A 15,880-nucleotide genomic window follows, 5' to 3' on the forward strand; every position below is an offset into this window, starting at 1 on the left:
TGGCAAAATAGAACTTTATTTTATGCAGATTGATACCCAAAGTAATTGGAATTGCAGGTAGCCAACACCCCTGCGGCTTCAAGTACAAAGGGGATATCACCAAAAAGGAGTCTGCCTGTGTTGGGAGAACTACGAGCACGTCTGGTGCGTCAAGGGCCGGCGCTACTGCGGGGTCCGTTAAAATTGACCCCCTTTGCCTTAAAACGTCAGGTAATAGAGCAAGTGCTGGGGTGGCAACTTCGTCAGGCTCTGCTGGACGGAGAACTGGAATTTTTGGAATCCCGCTGGTTAAAAATTGAAGTGCGAGACCTCGCATTGCAATGGTTTATGACAGTAGAACACGGTAGGCTGGTCGTAAGCCAACAGGCTGAAGCTGATGTGAGCTTTAGCGGTGATGCCAACGATCTGATTTTGATCGCTGCCCGTAAAGAAGATCCGGATACGCTGTTTTTCCAGCGCCGGTTACGAATTGAAGGGGATACCGAATTGGGCCTGTATGTCAAAAATCTAATGGATGCCATTGAGTTGGAGTCCATGCCAACACTACTGCGTGTTGGCCTGCAACAACTGGCTGAATTTATCGAGGCAGGTCAGCAAGAGGGTGCGGTGAGTGCTTCCCGTACATTAGCATCGTGCTGATCCGGGTTGAAATTCCGGTGGATGCGCCGGGGATAGACGCCCTGTTGCGTCAAGTCTTCAAGCAAGATGCAGAGGCCGAGCTGGTACAGCAACTGCGTGAAGATGGCTTATTGACGTTGGGTATCGTGGCAACTGACGATGAAGGCGGTGTGGTTGGCTATGCAGCATTCAGCCCGGTTGAGGTGGGAGGTGAAGACCGTCAATGGGTCGCACTGGCACCACTGGCCGTGGCGGAGGGGTTGCGCCGCCAGGGTTTGGCTGAAAAACTGGTCTACGAAGGGCTAGACTCTCTGAATGAGTTTGGCTATGCCGCTGTCGTGGTGCTAGGCTCCCCAGCCTATTATCAGCGTTTCGGTTTTGTACCAGCGGCTCGTCATCAATTGACCTGCCGTTGGCCCGGTACTGAAGAGGCTTTTCAGGTTTATGCGTTGGCGGAAGATGCACTGGCGGGTGCTGATGGTGAAGTGGTGTTCTCTGCCCCGTTTAATCGCTTTTAACGCCTGGTAACGATAGCAACGAAGAAGGCTGGCTAATTACCAGCTTTTCTTTTTGCTGCTTATTGAGTTGCTTCACCCGATATTCTAACTTCAATGCTGTCGATCTATCCCCTGCCTCACACTGAAATACCAATGTTAACTCACCTTTTCCTCGCAGCGCTTTCGCGCCTTTCCCTACCTGATGTTGGGCCAATCGCCGTGTTACATCTGTGGTGATACCGGTATAGAGCATGCCAGTGGGGGTGCGCAGTAGATAGAGATACCATAGGCTGTCCGACATAATTTTATTCCAGTCCGGGGGTAGCGGTGCGGAACATTATTACCGGAATCGGCTGCGGTATCCTGATTTTTTATCTACTGGCACCTGATTGGTTAAATATACGGGGGAAGTGACCTTCCACCCGCAGGGTTATGGCGAGTTATTTGGTTTTTGCTGCAAACTCAAAGCGTGGTGAAACCAAACCGTACAGTGTCCAACCAAGGAAGGTAACAATCGCACCCCATGTCATGGCTTCTTGCCCTGAGCTGTAAAGCGCATAGAAGCTATACATCGCACCAATGAAGGCAATGATATTGGCTTTACGCGCTTTGGCTGGTGGCACATTGGCGGTTTTCTGGATAATGACCAGCGCCGCCATCGACAGAATATAAGGGATGATATTGGTGACTACCGCCAGATTGACCAGCACGTTGAACTGTTTGTTCAGTGACGGGCTAATGGTCATCAGGGACAGCACACTCTGGATGACAACAATGGTCAGCATCCCTTTGATGGGTGCATCGGCTTTACTGACTTTTGAGAAAATTTTCGGGAAGAAGCCTTCATCAGCAGAGGATTTGAATACCTGAGCGATGGTGAACTGCCAACCCAGTAATGAACCCACGCAGGACATGATCATCAATGCCATGATGATTTTACCGACCGCAGGGGTGAACATATAAGCGAATGCCAGGCCAAACGGCGCTGTAGAGTTAGCCAAATCCATATTTGGTACGATACCGGCAATCACGTTGGTTGAGATGATATAGATAACTGCTGCACCTAAAGTCCCACCGAGTACGGCGATCGGAACGTTACGTTCAGGGTTTTCGACAGCATCAGTATTGGCACAAGCAGATTCCAGACCAAGGAAGGCCCACAGCGTCATTGAGATTGAAGAGCCGATGGCTTCAAAAGTGGGAACTGCATGTGGGTTCCAGGCCGCCATATAGGCTGAACCACTAAACCAGAACCAACCAACGATTGAGATACCGACCACTGGGATAATAACCCCCCAGATAGTAACACTACTGATCTGCCCGGTAATGCGCGCGCCACCGAAGTTAGCAACTGTTGCCAGCCACAGCACGCCAATGGTTGCAATACAAATACCCAGTGGTGTTAGTGTCGCTCCCAACAATTCAGTGCCGTAACCTACCGCAGAGATTGCAATGGCGATATTGGCAATCAACAGTGAAGCACCATAGGTGTAGTTCGCCATAAAGTTGCCAGATTTGCCGAACGCATATTCAGCATAGCCGCCCATACCACCGGATTTACGGCTGAACATCCCACATTGGGCGAAGGCATAGGCCAGTGCCATTGAACCTACTGCGGTGACTAACCATGAGACGATAGAGATTGTCCCGACTTCGGCGAGTTTGGTTGGCAGCATAATTATTCCTGACCCCATCATATTGACGGCGGTTAGAATTGTTAGCTGTACTACTCCCATCTTATTATTTGTTTTACTCATTTTTATTATCTCTTTTTTAATTTCAGAGACTGCAGGAATAATTTATTCCCGCAGGTTTGAGTTATTGGTGTCGTCAAATCCCTTTTTATTTGAAATTACAGCCTTGTTGGCGATTATCATTACTCGGTCCATCCTACTTGGACCACGCAAATAGAGTTGTCACCCGAATCACTTAATGTTAACCAGTGATTCGGGATTATTTCGTTTGCCGCTAGGCTGTAACGCCAACTAAATTGGGTATAAATTTATTATTGTTAACTTATTGCTTCATCATATAACCGTATGCACGGTTCCAACCATCTTCGTCGACTTGTAAATAAACGCCTTGTAACTCAGGCGCAAACCCTGGTAGTAAATTAATACTTTCTTCTAATGCCAGGAAATAACGCTGTGCAGCACCCCCCCAAACTTCACCAGGGACTACACACAATACTCCCGGTGGGTAAGGAAGCGCACCTTCAGCAGCAATTCGACCTTCGGCTTTACACAATGGTACTAATTCGGCATGACCACGGACGAATTCAATATTGGCATCCTGTGGATTCATCATAACTTTAGGGAAATACTGTTTGCGGAACATCTCTTTCTGTAGCTGTTTAACATCATAGCTGACATAAAGGTCATGCATTTCCTGACATAATTTGCCAATAGTATAACCTTTGTAACGTGTTTCATTATTACGATACACAGTAGGTAATACATCGCTTAACATTGCATCTTCTTCGATGAAACGTTCAAAACGGGCAATTTGTGCGACCAGGTGCTGCATTTTCGCCAAGTCTTCTGCTGGCGTTAATAAGAATAGAATCGAGTTGAGGTCACATTTTTCTGGCACGATACCATTTTCGCGCAGGAAGTTAGCCAGAATGGTTGCTGGGATCCCTGATGCTGTATATTCACCAGTATTAGTATCAATACCCGGAGTGGTTAATAATAGTTTGCATGGGTCAACAAAATATTGTGACTCTTCATAACCTTCAAATGCATGCCATTTTTCGCCAGGAATAAAGTTAAAGAAGCGTAAGTCTTGTGCCATGGCATCGGTGTCATATTGCTGCCACAGTTTGCCATCAACTTCTACCGGTACAAAAGGCTTAATCATATTACAGGTATTCAAGATCATTTTACGTGCTTCAATACCGGTCTTAACACAATCAAGCCACATGCGTTGACCACTTTTGCCTTCATGCATTTTTGCGTTAACATCTAAAGCAGCAAACAATGGATAGAATGGGCTGGTGGAGGCGTGTAGCATAAAGGCGTTATTAAAGCGTTTATGATTGCAGTAACGATCCTGACCTTTAATATGTTTATCTTTTTTATGGATCTGCGACGTTTGTGAGAAACCGGCTTGTTGTTTATGTACTGATTGAGTAACGATAATGCCCGGATCATTTTCATTCAGTTCAAGTAATAATGGTGAACAATCTTTCATCATTGGAATGAATTGTTCGTAACCTACCCAAGCAGAATCGAACAGAATATAGTCGCAAAGGTGGCCAATTTTATCCACAACCTGGCGAGCGTTATAGATGGTGCCGTCATAAGTACCCAGTTGGATGATAGCCAGACGGAATGGGCGCGCTTCGTTAGCACGATCAGGTGCTACGCTACGGATTTGTTCACGCAGGTATTTTTCTTCAAAACAGTGGGCATCAATACCACCAATAAAGCCAAATGGGTTACGGGCAGTTTCCAGATATACCGGTGTTGCACCGGCCTGAATCAGCGCACCATGATGGTTGGATTTATGGTTATTACGGTCAAACAGCACCAGGTCACCACGCGCTAACAGCGCATTGGTAGCGACTTTATTAGAAGCCGAAGTGCCGTTCAGTACGAAATAAGTTTTATCGGCGTTAAATACTTTTGCTGCATGTTTTTGAGCATCACAAGGTGCGCCTTCATGAATAAGCAAATCACCTAATTTTACGTCGGCATTACACATATCAGAGCGGAAAATAGTTTCGCCGTAGAAGTCAAAAAATTGGCGGCCCGCTGGGTGTTTACGGAAGAATTGACCACCCTGATGACCAGGGCAAGCAAAGGTAGAATTACCCATCTCCACGTATTTCTTTAGTGTACTAAAGAACGGTGGCAGCAGCTCTTTTTCATATTTTTCTGCGGCTGATTCCAGTTGTTTACCATAAAAATCAGTATTGTCGCCACACAGTTCAAATACCCCATTTAAAGAGGGTAATACATCGGTATTCAACTCTTCTTCACAGCAGACAGCGGCAAAAATTGGAATCTCTAAACCCAACTCATGAATGCTATCAATTACACCATTATTAATGTCCTGAACTGAAAGCACCACGGCTGCAATATCAGTAAAATCGGTATGTAAAACATCTACGACTTCGCGCTGTGATTCAAAGCAAGGTATTGCCGATAAACTTGCCGCGATATTTAATTTTTTCATCATAAATTCTCTTTTATTTTAAGAGGCTATTTTACTTGTCACTTTGAGGTTGAGCAGTGCTCGAAATCCTCACGTAACCATGATTTATAAGGTCATGGTGTACGCTCCGGTTTCTGTGCGCTGGTCGTACTAAAATTGCCTGTGACAATTACGCCTACATTATTTGTTGGTTTATTTAAGTTAATTGCCATTAAATTTTTTGTATAGCAGTCCGTATCAATGAAATAACATTCATTAATAGTCTTGGCTGCTTTCTGCGTAACACCGTGACTGAATTTCAGACGCAGTGATCCTCTGGTCATTTAGCATTAATGACAAAGGTGACAGTAAATTTTACAGGATAGCTATGTTTCTGCTGAAAGATGAATAACACAGGCTGAGTATCGATTGGTTAATAAAAACCCACAATCAGATAGACGTATAAATATAATCGAGTGTTAGTCTCTTCGGAGAAAGCAGACAATAGTTAACTCAACGTAAAGGTCGTAAACACTTTTCGCATTTGTTAAATATTGTGCATAGACAATGACTATCCAATAAAAGTGGATGTCATCGCAGGGAGGATGTTATCTATAGTGATAATAAGAAAAGTTAAAATAACTACGATGTGCCGGCATCATTAAATGCGTTGTTCGCCTTATATGCGCCATTTTTTTGTTGTTATTTTCCATTTACGTAAGGTCTCTATTTTTTAATCAAGGTTTACGAGCAATGAACTGATGGTGGCTATTTTAGTCATAACACTTATTCATTCTGTGACTCAAGTCATGTTTTCTACCGATTTTAAAAGGTGACATGACTAAAAAATGAATAATTTATCGATTTTATTCATTTTAAACGTTGTTTATTCAAAACTGTACTGTATGTTATGCAAAACAGTAAGGTTATATTTAACACGACGGATACATTGGCAGGCTTATTATTATCCAATATTAGTAATGAGAGCGGGTTCTTAATAGTTTTTGTATTTTATTTGTTAATCCATAATTATTTGTTACATCCAAATTTATACGTAAATTTTGCATATAAATTCATATGTGCCTTATGCGGTAAATGTTAGCTAAATCACGTTATTAGGTTGTTTCTCGGCTAAGACCCTATTATCAGGAAGGATATGCTGGCAATGATCCCCTGCTCAGAGATAAGTATGGGGAAGGAGGGGCAATGGCTTTTCAGTGTGAGTAAGCTCAACTGAATAGCCGCAGAGCTGCTTGTTGCGGGGGACTTGATGTACAATCAGGACTATTTCTAAGCCAGAGGGTGTTGTGAATTATGAGTGACGTGAATAACCCTGAGGATCTGCTTGGTATTAACCGCTTTCTGCGCCAGCAACATGTACTGACGCTGTGTGCGGGCAGTGGTATCGATATGTGGTGTGCCAACTGTTTTTACGTATTTGACGAAACACAGATGGCACTTTTTATCATGACAGAAAAGCACACCCGACATGGTGAACTGATGCAGATAAACCCACAGGTTGTCGGCACCATAGCCACCCAGCCGCGTACAGTAGCCTTGATTAAAGGTATTCAATACCGCGCAGAGATAAGCGAATTAACGGGAGATGCGGAACACCGCGCCCGCCAGCGCTACTGCCGCCGTTTTCCGGTGGCTAAAGTGGTATCCGCCCCACTCTGGCAGCTCAATCTGCTGGAAATCAAGATGACCAATAATACCCTTGGTTTTGGCAAAAAACTGTATTGGCAGCAAGACTCTTCACTATAAATTCCCTGTTTTAATGATAACTGCTATTTCTCGATGCTATGTCATATATCCGTCATACTTCAAGCTGCATGTGTGTTGGCTGCCTTTGTTCACCCCAGTCACTTACTTATGTAAACTCTTGAGGATTCGCTCAGTTGCCGCCTTCATGCAACTCGAATTATATAGGGTATAGTGTTTCTGGTATGTATTATTCATAACGATTGATTTCAATAATTGTTTCTGCACTTTTTCGCGGCATTATCATCAATACCAGAAGGCAGGAGGTCAGATGGCGAAGGTATTATTACTGGGCGCAAGTGGCCTGGTGGGGGGCGAATTACTGCGCCTGTTACGTTTGGATGCCAGAGTGACATCCATCATTGCACCTAGCCGTAATCCCTTGCCAGCCATGAATAAACTGATTAATCCGCAGGGTGAAAATATCGGTGAGTTGCTGAAAACCTTGGATCAACCGGTGGATTTGGTCTTTTGCTGTTTGGGGACCACTCGTAAGCAAGCTGGCAGCCAGGCGGCATTTCGTTTGGTGGATTATCGCTTGGTATTGGCCGCTGGTGAAACCGGCTTGCGGCTGGGCGCACGGCATTTTCTATTGGTAAGCGCGATGGGGGCTAATGCCAACTCATGGGTGTTTTATAACCGCACCAAAGGTGAGGCCGAGCGTGACTTACAGGCTCAGGGCTGGCCACAACTTACTTTTGCCCGGCCCTCAATGCTGGCGGGTCAGCGCGACAAGCCCCGCTTGATGGAGAGCCTAAGTGCACCTCTGTTTGCCTTATTGCCGGATAAGTGGCGCTTGATTAAAGGCAAAGATGTAGCTCAGGCGATGCTGGATCAGGCTTTTGCGCCGCCGAAAGAGGGCGTGACAATCTTAACCTCCGCTCAGATGCAGCAGCGTTGATCATAATAGGGTAATCGTCTGATTATCATGGGCGATTGCCACCTCTGCCGGTAATGGGTGGTCAAGCAACCATCGATCAAGTTGGTGGCTGGCGTGGGTCAGCAACGTCTGTTGTGGCATTAGCAAATCCTTAATGGCTAACGCGATGGTTACATCATTATGATTGCGTGGCGGCGGCGTCTGCGGCGGATGGCTGCAATCCAGCACCAGCAGATCGATATTTTTGCTGGTCAGAAATAGCGCACTATCAGCGGGTAGCCCGACGGTATCGGTTAAATAGGCGATGGTCCGGCTGGGGCTTTGCAATAAATAGCCGAAGGTTATTTTGGAATGGGTTAGCGGCACCGGTGTGACCCGTAAGTCACCAAAATGGATGGTCTGGAATGCGGCCATCGGCGGCTGAAAATGCAGAATTCCAGGATGTTTGAACAGATCGTCACAGCCGTCTGGATCCGGCGGTCCGTAGATCGGGATCGAATTTCCGCATCCCCAACGTAACGGAAATAACCCCTGAACATGATCCATGTGGTAATGTGTAAGCAAAAAACGCTGAATTTCCCCCGCAGTAAACTGCTGATCCAGTGTCGGTAATCCGGCATCAATCAAGGTAGTTTCCCCTTGATATCGCAACATGGCACTGCAAGGTTTGCGGCCCAATGCGGGCTGCACTCTGGCTTTAGCACAAATCACGCAGTCACAACCAAATACCGGCACCTGCTGGGCGCATCCGGTGCCTAACAGTGTCAGTTCCATTTTTTATCCCCCATTTCTTTACCAGCTAGGGGAGCTACCAGTAATTGTTGTAACTGCCCCAGTGTGTGGTGCAACTCACCATCATTAGACAGTTGTAAACAGTTAACCGGTAGCTGTTGCTGATAGTGCTGCGCCCGTTGTAATCGTGCATTGATCTGTTCACTGTTCTCTCGGCCACGTTGTTGCAATCGTTGCGCCAAAATAACCGGAGAAACCGTCAGACAGAGCGGCAAAAGTTGGTCGGGATAGCGCTGTTGTGCCTCTGGCAGATAAGCTCTGGAGCCATTAACCACCACATCCAGCCCGTTTTGTAGCCAGATATCAATCTCAATACCTATCCCATAGCGATACTGATGTGCTTGCCAGTACAACGCGAATAATCCTTGGGCCGCCCGCAGTAAAAACTCCTGTTCACTCAGCGCAACATGGTTTTCCGCCCCGGCATTGGCCTGGCGGGTGATATAACGATGTGCCACGATAATATTTGCCGGATTGGCTGCCCGCAGAGCCGACAGTAGGCAATCTTTTCCGGCCCCCGATGCCCCCATCAGATAGATTAAGCGCCCCATCAGAACACCTGTATTCCCTGACGCCAGACGTTTTGCACGTACACATGTTTACTTTGCGCACTGTCATGAGCGCGTGCCAGTATCAAATCAGCTCGTTTACCTTCGGCAATAACACCGCGATCCTTTAGTCCCAAGGCGTTGGCAGGATTACGTGTTACCAAATTAACCGCTTGCGGTAAGGTGAAGCTATTGGTTGCATCGTGTGCGATACGAAAGGCCGCATCCAGCAAGCTGGCCGGGTAATAGTCAGACGATAAGATATCCAGTACTCCAATAGCGGCCAGTTGGTGTGCTGCAACATTGCCTGAATGGGAGCCGCCACGGACGATATTTGGCGCGCCCATCAATACTTGTAAACCATGCTGATGTGACGCTCTGGCTGCCACCTCCGTGGTTGGAAATTCAGCAATCACACTGCCCAGTGCTTGTGATTGTGCCACATGTTCCGCCGTGGCATCATCGTGGCTGGCGAGGGCAATGCCCCGCTGAGAGCAGTGATCGGCGATCGCTGTTCGATTCGGCGCGGACCAGCGCGCTGATAGTGTGATTTGCTCTTCCTCAAACTCTGCCATTTGTTGATCATTAAGATGGTATTTGCCCTGATAATACTCACGATATTTTGCCCGGGAGGCGAATTGACGCTGGCCTGGTGAGTGATCCATCAGCGATACCAATGACAGTTCAGGCTGCATCATCAGTTCTTCAAACAGCGGCAGAGTACTTTCATGAGGTAATTCACAACGTAAATGAATCCGGTGTTCTGCCCGGTTCAGTCCCGCCCGCTGACTATCCACCACCGCATTAATCATTTTTTGCAGATTATCCAGACGATGCCCGCCATCGCGTACATCGCCAATCGCCACTGCGTCCAACACGGTGGTGATCCCACTGGCAACCATCAGCGCATCATGGCTGCTCATCGCCGAATGAGCTGGCCAATCAACGTTGGGGCGTGGGGTAAAAAACTTATCCAGATTATCGGTATGCAGCTCGATCAATCCCGGCAACAGCCAGCCATTTTGTCCATCTATGGCGGCAGAGAGTTGGGTTGGGCGATCACTGTAATTGTGGATAACCCCGTTTTTGATTTCGAGTGATCCGTTGACCACCTGATCTTCAAGAATAAGGTTGATGTTATTGAGGATCATGCAGGTATCTCCGGACTGGCATCGGCGGGAAAGGGCGTCATGACCAGTAAGCGATCACTGACATGGTTACGTACGGCCTCATCGTGGAAAATTCCAATGATGGCGGCCCCTCGCTGTTTAGCTTCATCAATCAGGCTAACAACTGCCGCGCTATTGGTGCTGTCGAGCGAGGCCGTTGGCTCATCAAGCAGCAATATGGGGTAATCTTTGATAAAACCACGGGCGATATTGACCCGCTGCTGCTCGCCGCCGGAAAAGGTCGAGGGGGCCAGATCCCATAACCGTGGTGGAACATTAAGGCGAGTCAGGAGATCCTGCGCGCGTTGTTGGCATATATGGCGTTCAACGCCAAGCTCCAGTAGCGGTTGCATCACCACATTTAATGCACTGATCCGTGGGATCACCCGCAAGAATTGGCTGACCCAACCCACGGTATGACGGCGTACCGCCATAATTTGTCGCGCTGGGGCTGCCACAATGTCGAGCCATTCCCCCTGATGCTTGACCCAGATATGACCGCTGTCTGGCAGATAGTTGGCATATAAAGAGCGTAGCAGAGTAGATTTACCGCTGCCGGAATGGCCGTGTAATACCACACATTCACCGCTACTCACTTCCAGTGAGGTTTGATGCAATACCGGCAAGCGAATACCATGCTGGTGGTGTAGTACGAAGGTTTTACTGAGATTTTCAACTCTCAGTTGTGGGTGATTGATAGGCGGTTGCTGGTGATTCATAGTGAGTTCTCGTTAATCTATTCACGGGTTAACAGACAAAACAGTCAGTTTTGTAGCACCGATGAAACCAATAGTTGGGTGTAGGGGTGATGGGGATCGTCTAGCACTCGATCGGTCAGGCCGCTTTCGATAACCTGACCCTCCTTCATCACCAGCAACCGGTGTGCCAATAGCCGGGCCACACCGAGATCATGAGTGACAATCACCACTGCCAGTTGCATTTCCACCACCAGATTGCGCAGTAAATCCAGTAGTCGCGCTTGTACTGATACATCCAGGCCGCCCGTCGGTTCGTCCATAAATACCAGCTTGGGATGGGTCACCAGATTGCGGGCAATTTGTAGGCGTTGTTGCATGCCGCCGGAGAAGGTAGTGGGTAAGTCATCCAGGCGTGATAGTGGGATCTCGACATCCTCCAGCCAGCGCCCTGCTTGTTGGCGGATGTCGCCGTAATGGCGCTGGCCAATAGCCATCAGACGCTCGCCGATATTGCCACCGGCGGAAACCTGTGGGCGCAAACCATCCAGTGGATGCTGATGAACCACCCCCCATTCGGTGCGCAGTAAACGGCGGCGCTGACTTTCAGCCATCTGATATAAATCAACCGGTTGCTGGGCACCAGAGTGGTAAATAACCTGCCCATGCTGTGGCGGCAACCGGGCAGAAATCGATTTTAATAAGGTGGTTTTGCCAGAGCCGGATTCACCGACAATTCCCAATACTTCACCGGGATAGAGCTGGAAAGAGACGTTGCTAAACCCCTTACCTGGCGCATACAAATGTGTGAGATTCTCCACTGATAGCAGTGGGTGAGCGGCTGCGGATGATGAAATAACCTGTTCGGAAATCATTGAATATTTACCTCTTGTGCCACCAGTTGCTGCTGGCAAAAATCAGTATCAGAACAGACAAACATTCGGCTGCCCTGATCGTCCATCACCACTTCATCAAGATAGCTGTGGCGCGAGCCGCACAAGGCACAGGGTTCATCCCATTGCTGCACGGTAAATGGGTGATCGTCGAAATCCAGACTTTCCACCTTGGTAAAGGGAGGCAGGGCATATAACCGCTTCTCGCGACCGGCCCCGAACAGTTGTAGCGCGGGCATCATGTGCATTTTGGGGTTATCAAATTTTGGGATCGGCGAAGGGTCCATCACGTAGCGATCGTTCACTTTGACCGGATAGGCGTAGGTGGTGGCGATATGGCCGTAGCGGGCGATATCTTCATACAGTTTTACCTGCATCACGCCGTATTCTTCCAGCGCATGCATTTTGCGCGTTTCGGTTTCGCGTGGTTCGATAAAGCGCAGTGGCTCTGGGATCGGTACTTGATAGATAAGGATCTGATCTTCGCTCAGAGGTGTTTCAGGAATGCGATGCCGGGTTTGGATCAAGCTGGCATCGACCGTGCTTTCGGTGGTCGCCACCCCGCTGACGCGCTGAAAAAAGCGGCGGATAGAGACAGCATTGGTGGTGTCATCTGCCCCTTGGTCGATCACTTTTAACACATCTTTGCGGCCAATCAGGCTGGCGGTCAGTTGAATGCCACCGGTGCCCCAACCATAAGGCATCGGCATTTCCCGCCCGCCGAACGGCACTTGATAACCGGGGATCGCCACTGCTTTTAGCAGCGCGCGGCGTAAAGTCCGTTTGGTTTGCTCATCCAGGTATCCCAGATTATAACCGGTGAGAACCTCAGTCATGGCGTGGTTCCTGTTCTTGAGAGGATGGCTGTTGCGAGGCGAGTAAGTGCTCACGACGCAGGCGTTTTAGCAATTCCAGTTCCGCTTGAAAATCTACGTAGTGCGGCAGTTTAAGATGAGAAACAAACCCCGCGGCTTCGACATTATCGGCATGGGAGAGCACGAATTCTTCATCCTGCGCCGGGCTGGTGACCTTTTCGTCATATTCGCGGCTTTGTAAGGCTCGATCCATCAGCGCCATCGACATCGCTTTGCGCTCACCACGGCCAAACACCAGACCATAACCACGTGTAAAGTGCGGAGGTTCTGATTCCGGGTTGACAAAGCCATTCACCATCTCGCATTCGGTCAGTAAGATTTCGCCGATATCAATAGCAAATCCCAGTTCTTCCTGCTGAATTGAAACGGTCAGGTGACCGGTGCGGATCTCGGCGGCAAAGGGATGGGTGCGGCCATAACCGCGTTGCGTGGAATAGCTCAGCGCCAGCAGAAAACCTTCGTCACCACGGACCAATTGTTGCAGCCGGGCCGAGCGATTGCAGGGATAAACGGGGGGATTGCGGGTGATATCTTCCGGCTGAGTATCGTCATCTTGCTCTGTCAGGGCAAGCTGCTCTTGAACTAATAAATCAAACACATGGGCACAGTTATTGCGCAATAAATCATCGGATAATGTTTCGCCACCGTTGCGGGCTTGCGGTGCATCGCCTGCGGCCAGCAGGGTAAAATCCAGCAGCCGGTGGGTGTAATCATAGGTTGGACCGAGCACTTGCCCGCCGGGCAAGTCTTTGTAAATGGCTGAAATACGACGCTCTAGCCGCATATGCTCGCTTGCTAGCGGTTGACTGACAGCCAAACGGGGTAAGGTTGTGCGGTAAGCGCGTAGTAGGAAAATGGCTTCCACCATGTCACCACTGGCTTGTTTAATTGCCAGTGCGGCCAGCTCGCGATCATAGATGCCCCCTTCGGTCATCACCCGATCAACCGCCAGACCGAGTTGTTGCTCAATTTGCTCGCAATCGACTGCCGGGATCTGGCTGTCGCCACGCCGTTGCTGTTCCAGCAATTGATGGGCTGCTGCAATCGCTTTTTCGCCCCCTTTGACGGCAACGTACATCAGCACACCTCCACATGGGTGGTTCGTGGGATTGCCATCAGGTTCTCGCCACAGGTAAACAGAAAATCGATGCCAGCCGGAAATGCAGCAGGGCGGTTAAGCAGATAATTCAAGACGGTGGCGGGCAGGTGTGGTGCAACGGTGCGGCTGTGTTCAATACCTGGCCCGCGTAACCGTAATGGCATGCCGTGATGTAGGCTGTCGGTCTGAATCACCACCGTAGTGGATTGTTCCGGTGACAGTTCATTACCTGCCGGGCAGGTGGCGAGTTGCTCCGCTGTTATCTCATTATTAAATAATGAAAAAGAGGATTTATCACTGCATGTCATCAGGGGCGCACCGGTATGAAAACGCACATTGTGTTGCACGCTGTCACTATTAAGTGCCGCGTCGAGATAGAGCGGCGTCTCTTGGTCGGCCAGCGTGAGCAGAACACTGGTGGTTGCTGGGTTCAGTGGTTGCCAGCCGGTAGCATGGGGCAGTGTTACCAGCACGCCCGGTTCACTCAACGCTTTGAGAATACGACGAAAAGTGTGCTGCGCATCATCTACCGGATGCTCAAAATGAGTTAATAAGTTCATCAGTCCTCTCCCCGCACCAAGGTGAAGAAATCAACCTTACTGGCGGTGATAGCATCAGCGCGTAATTGCCGCCGTTCTTGTTGTATTGCGGCCAGTGGGTGAATCACGGTTTTCAGCAATAATTCATTCAACCCGGCGGGTTTACCCTTGACGGTGGAGAGTTGTAACAAGGCATCCAGCACGGCGCACAGCTCGGCATGAGGCTTATTACGCCCGGCAATGTAGCTGTAACCATAAACATCCGTGCTGTCGTTAAGCTTGATAACGGCACGCGTTATGGTCATATCACCAAGGATAAAACGGCGACCAGTAGCTCCCATCCGTGCCTGTAATTGGTTTAAACCTATCTCTGGGGCGCGGATCACCTGATATTCCGGTGATAAATTCAAGGCTTGCCAGTGAGCGAGCAACTCTGCTGGCTGGCAGTGGGCTAACACCGACATCCAGTTTTGCCGAGTGGTATGGCGAGTTTCCATTCAGTGCTCCATCGTCAATTCAATCATGTCGGCCCGCGTCAGGCTGACGGAGTATTCCGCCACCAGCTGGCTATCAACACAGATATTTAAGGTCCGCACACAGAGCAGCGGCGCATGAGTCGCAATCTCGAGTAAGCGGCTCTCTTTTGCCTGCGCACGACGTGCGCTGATGCGGGTTTGGCTACGACTCAGTGGTTGTTGTAAATGCTGGGTGATGAATTGATGCAATGAACCGGAGTTGAATTGTTGTAAAGCAGGCCACCAGCGTAGGTCTGGCAGGTAGTGATCGATAACACAGACTGGCACGCCATTAACCCGCCGCAGAGTACGTAAATGGATCACTGTGGTGCCTTCTGCCAGTGAGAGCGCTTTGGCTACATGCTCTATACACGGGCGCAAGACTGCGAGTAAGCGCTCACTGGTGGGGTCGCTACCTTGATCCAGCAAGTTCTGGCTAAAGCGAGCATTAGCATGCAGTGGATAGTCATACGGGCGCATTAATACCAGCGTGCCGATACCCTGGCGGCGTTGTAGCCAGCCACGCTCAACCAGTTCATCCACTGCCCGGCGCAAGGTATGGCGGTTAACTTGATAGCGATCAGCCAGTTGTTGTTCAGAAGGCAGGTAATCGCCACAACGATAGGCACCACGCAATTCCTGTTCTAATTGGGCCGCAATTTGTTGATAGCGGGTGGGGTAGCTGGTCGGTGGTCTAGATAAGTGCATGGCAGATATACCCTCTCAGTGCTATCCCCCTCATGGCCGTTTCTAGCCGCAGCGAAGTAACAGCAGTAGCAAAACGGACGAGCAGAGGGCGGATAGTCATAGTGATAACCGGTAAGTGATCTCACCGCTATGCTGGCTGTTTTTGATGACA

General features: G+C 48.9%; 18 protein-coding genes. 4 read left to right on the forward strand and 14 right to left on the reverse strand.

Going from position 1 to position 15,880, the window contains the following annotated elements:
• Positions 1 to 117: 117 nt before the first annotated feature.
• Positions 118 to 639, forward strand: coding sequence for a ubiquinone anaerobic biosynthesis accessory factor UbiT (ubiT, locus tag V1956_RS04860; RefSeq protein ID WP_372557851.1), 522 nt, complete (start codon positions 118 to 120; stop codon positions 637 to 639).
• The gene (locus tag V1956_RS04865; RefSeq protein WP_372557852.1) at positions 633 to 1,136 is read left to right on the forward strand and encodes a GNAT family N-acetyltransferase; all 504 of its coding nucleotides are present in this window, start codon (positions 633 to 635) and stop codon (positions 1,134 to 1,136) included. The genes ubiT and V1956_RS04865 overlap by 7 nt, the downstream gene beginning before the upstream one ends.
• On the opposite strand, the gene V1956_RS04870 is transcribed toward V1956_RS04865, so the two are convergent.
• From V1956_RS04870 to speFL, 4 genes are all read right to left on the reverse strand, one after another.
• Complete coding sequence (locus tag V1956_RS04870) at positions 1,123 to 1,416, reverse strand: GIY-YIG nuclease family protein (RefSeq protein ID WP_083160882.1); 294 nt, start codon at positions 1,414 to 1,416, stop codon at positions 1,123 to 1,125. The two genes, V1956_RS04865 and V1956_RS04870, sit on opposite strands and share 14 nt — an antisense overlap.
• A 139-nt stretch (positions 1,417 to 1,555) precedes the next feature.
• Positions 1,556 to 2,872 carry a putrescine-ornithine antiporter gene (potE, locus tag V1956_RS04875; RefSeq protein ID WP_050085596.1) on the reverse strand — a complete coding sequence of 439 codons (1,317 nt, stop codon included), beginning with the start codon at positions 2,870 to 2,872 and terminating at the stop codon, positions 1,556 to 1,558.
• A 259-nt stretch (positions 2,873 to 3,131) separates the two neighbouring features.
• Positions 3,132 to 5,294 (reverse strand): ornithine decarboxylase SpeF, encoded by a 2,163-nt coding sequence (gene speF, locus V1956_RS04880; protein WP_372569846.1) that lies wholly within the window; start codon positions 5,292 to 5,294, stop codon positions 3,132 to 3,134.
• Between the two features lie 566 nt (positions 5,295 to 5,860).
• Entirely contained in the window at positions 5,861 to 5,965 is a 105-nt protein-coding gene (speFL, locus tag V1956_RS04885) for a leader peptide SpeFL (protein ID WP_105877053.1), read from the reverse strand.
• 601 nt (positions 5,966 to 6,566) lie between these two features.
• Here speFL and V1956_RS04890 point away from each other — a divergent pair.
• Entirely contained in the window at positions 6,567 to 7,019 is a 453-nt protein-coding gene (locus V1956_RS04890) for a YhbP family protein (RefSeq protein WP_193784741.1), read from the forward strand.
• A 268-nt stretch (positions 7,020 to 7,287) separates the two neighbouring features.
• A complete protein-coding gene (locus V1956_RS04895; RefSeq protein ID WP_372557853.1) occupies positions 7,288 to 7,917 on the forward strand; it encodes a hypothetical protein in 630 nt (209 codons plus the stop codon).
• Here V1956_RS04895 and phnP read toward each other — a convergent pair whose 3' ends face one another.
• The 10 genes from phnP to phnF all read right to left on the reverse strand — a co-directional run bounded on the left by phnP (position 7,918) and on the right by phnF (position 15,729).
• Entirely contained in the window at positions 7,918 to 8,670 is a 753-nt protein-coding gene (gene phnP, locus V1956_RS04900; protein WP_372557854.1) for a phosphonate metabolism protein PhnP, read from the reverse strand.
• Positions 8,661 to 9,239, reverse strand: coding sequence for a ribose 1,5-bisphosphokinase (phnN, locus tag V1956_RS04905; RefSeq protein ID WP_372557855.1), 579 nt, complete (start codon positions 9,237 to 9,239; stop codon positions 8,661 to 8,663). The genes phnP and phnN overlap by 10 nt, the downstream gene beginning before the upstream one ends.
• Positions 9,239 to 10,387, reverse strand: a complete 1,149-nt coding sequence (gene phnM / locus V1956_RS04910) for an alpha-D-ribose 1-methylphosphonate 5-triphosphate diphosphatase (protein ID WP_372557856.1) — start codon at positions 10,385 to 10,387, stop codon at positions 9,239 to 9,241. Before phnM ends, phnN begins: the two co-directional genes overlap by 1 nt.
• Positions 10,384 to 11,103 carry a phosphonate C-P lyase system protein PhnL gene (gene phnL / locus V1956_RS04915; RefSeq protein WP_372559810.1) on the reverse strand — a complete coding sequence of 240 codons (720 nt, stop codon included), beginning with the start codon at positions 11,101 to 11,103 and terminating at the stop codon, positions 10,384 to 10,386. Before phnL ends, phnM begins: the two co-directional genes overlap by 4 nt.
• A 65-nt stretch (positions 11,104 to 11,168) precedes the next feature.
• Positions 11,169 to 11,975 carry a phosphonate C-P lyase system protein PhnK gene (gene phnK, locus V1956_RS04920; protein WP_372557857.1) on the reverse strand — a complete coding sequence of 269 codons (807 nt, stop codon included), beginning with the start codon at positions 11,973 to 11,975 and terminating at the stop codon, positions 11,169 to 11,171.
• Positions 11,972 to 12,829 (reverse strand): alpha-D-ribose 1-methylphosphonate 5-phosphate C-P-lyase PhnJ, encoded by an 858-nt coding sequence (locus tag V1956_RS04925; RefSeq protein WP_420074635.1) that lies wholly within the window; start codon positions 12,827 to 12,829, stop codon positions 11,972 to 11,974. Before V1956_RS04925 ends, phnK begins: the two co-directional genes overlap by 4 nt.
• Complete coding sequence (locus tag V1956_RS04930) at positions 12,822 to 13,946, reverse strand: carbon-phosphorus lyase complex subunit PhnI (RefSeq protein ID WP_442824851.1); 1,125 nt, start codon at positions 13,944 to 13,946, stop codon at positions 12,822 to 12,824. The genes V1956_RS04925 and V1956_RS04930 overlap by 8 nt, the downstream gene beginning before the upstream one ends.
• The gene (phnH, locus tag V1956_RS04935; protein ID WP_372557859.1) at positions 13,946 to 14,527 is read right to left on the reverse strand and encodes a phosphonate C-P lyase system protein PhnH; all 582 of its coding nucleotides are present in this window, start codon (positions 14,525 to 14,527) and stop codon (positions 13,946 to 13,948) included. Before phnH ends, V1956_RS04930 begins: the two co-directional genes overlap by 1 nt.
• Positions 14,527 to 15,003 (reverse strand): phosphonate C-P lyase system protein PhnG, encoded by a 477-nt coding sequence (gene phnG / locus V1956_RS04940; RefSeq protein WP_372557860.1) that lies wholly within the window; start codon positions 15,001 to 15,003, stop codon positions 14,527 to 14,529. Before phnG ends, phnH begins: the two co-directional genes overlap by 1 nt.
• A complete protein-coding gene (phnF, locus tag V1956_RS04945) occupies positions 15,004 to 15,729 on the reverse strand; it encodes a phosphonate metabolism transcriptional regulator PhnF (protein ID WP_420074638.1) in 726 nt (241 codons plus the stop codon).
• Positions 15,730 to 15,880: the final 151 nt, after the last annotated feature.

The organism is Yersinia sp. 2540 StPb PI, from assembly GCF_052217165.1.
GTDB classification, from domain to species: Bacteria; Pseudomonadota; Gammaproteobacteria; order Enterobacterales; family Enterobacteriaceae; genus Yersinia; species Yersinia enterocolitica_E.

What these genes read in the sequence shown, in the direction of transcription:
- V1956_RS04870 (WP_083160882.1), bottom strand. Translation starts at nt 1,416, where the DNA reads ATGTCGGACAGCCTATGGTATCTCTATCTACTGCGCACCCCCACTGGC.
- potE (WP_050085596.1), bottom strand. Translation starts at nt 2,872, where the DNA reads ATGAGTAAAACAAATAATAAGATGGGAGTAGTACAGCTAACAATTCTA.
- speF (WP_372569846.1), bottom strand. Translation starts at nt 5,294, where the DNA reads ATGAAAAAATTAAATATCGCGGCAAGTTTATCGGCAATACCTTGCTTT.
- speFL (WP_105877053.1), bottom strand. Translation starts at nt 5,965, where the DNA reads ATGGAAAATAACAACAAAAAAATGGCGCATATAAGGCGAACAACGCAT.
- V1956_RS04890 (WP_193784741.1), top strand. Translation starts at nt 6,567, where the DNA reads ATGAGTGACGTGAATAACCCTGAGGATCTGCTTGGTATTAACCGCTTT.
- V1956_RS04895 (WP_372557853.1), top strand. Translation starts at nt 7,288, where the DNA reads ATGGCGAAGGTATTATTACTGGGCGCAAGTGGCCTGGTGGGGGGCGAA.
- phnP (WP_372557854.1), bottom strand. Translation starts at nt 8,670, where the DNA reads ATGGAACTGACACTGTTAGGCACCGGATGCGCCCAGCAGGTGCCGGTA.
- phnN (WP_372557855.1), bottom strand. Translation starts at nt 9,239, where the DNA reads ATGGGGCGCTTAATCTATCTGATGGGGGCATCGGGGGCCGGAAAAGAT.
- phnM (WP_372557856.1), bottom strand. Translation starts at nt 10,387, where the DNA reads ATGATCCTCAATAACATCAACCTTATTCTTGAAGATCAGGTGGTCAAC.
- phnK (WP_372557857.1), bottom strand. Translation starts at nt 11,975, where the DNA reads ATGATTTCCGAACAGGTTATTTCATCATCCGCAGCCGCTCACCCACTG.
- V1956_RS04925 (WP_420074635.1), bottom strand. Translation starts at nt 12,829, where the DNA reads ATGACTGAGGTTCTCACCGGTTATAATCTGGGATACCTGGATGAGCAA.
- V1956_RS04930 (WP_442824851.1), bottom strand. Translation starts at nt 13,946, where the DNA reads ATGTACGTTGCCGTCAAAGGGGGCGAAAAAGCGATTGCAGCAGCCCAT.
- phnH (WP_372557859.1), bottom strand. Translation starts at nt 14,527, where the DNA reads ATGAACTTATTAACTCATTTTGAGCATCCGGTAGATGATGCGCAGCAC.
- phnG (WP_372557860.1), bottom strand. Translation starts at nt 15,003, where the DNA reads ATGGAAACTCGCCATACCACTCGGCAAAACTGGATGTCGGTGTTAGCC.
- phnF (WP_420074638.1), bottom strand. Translation starts at nt 15,729, where the DNA reads ATGCACTTATCTAGACCACCGACCAGCTACCCCACCCGCTATCAACAA.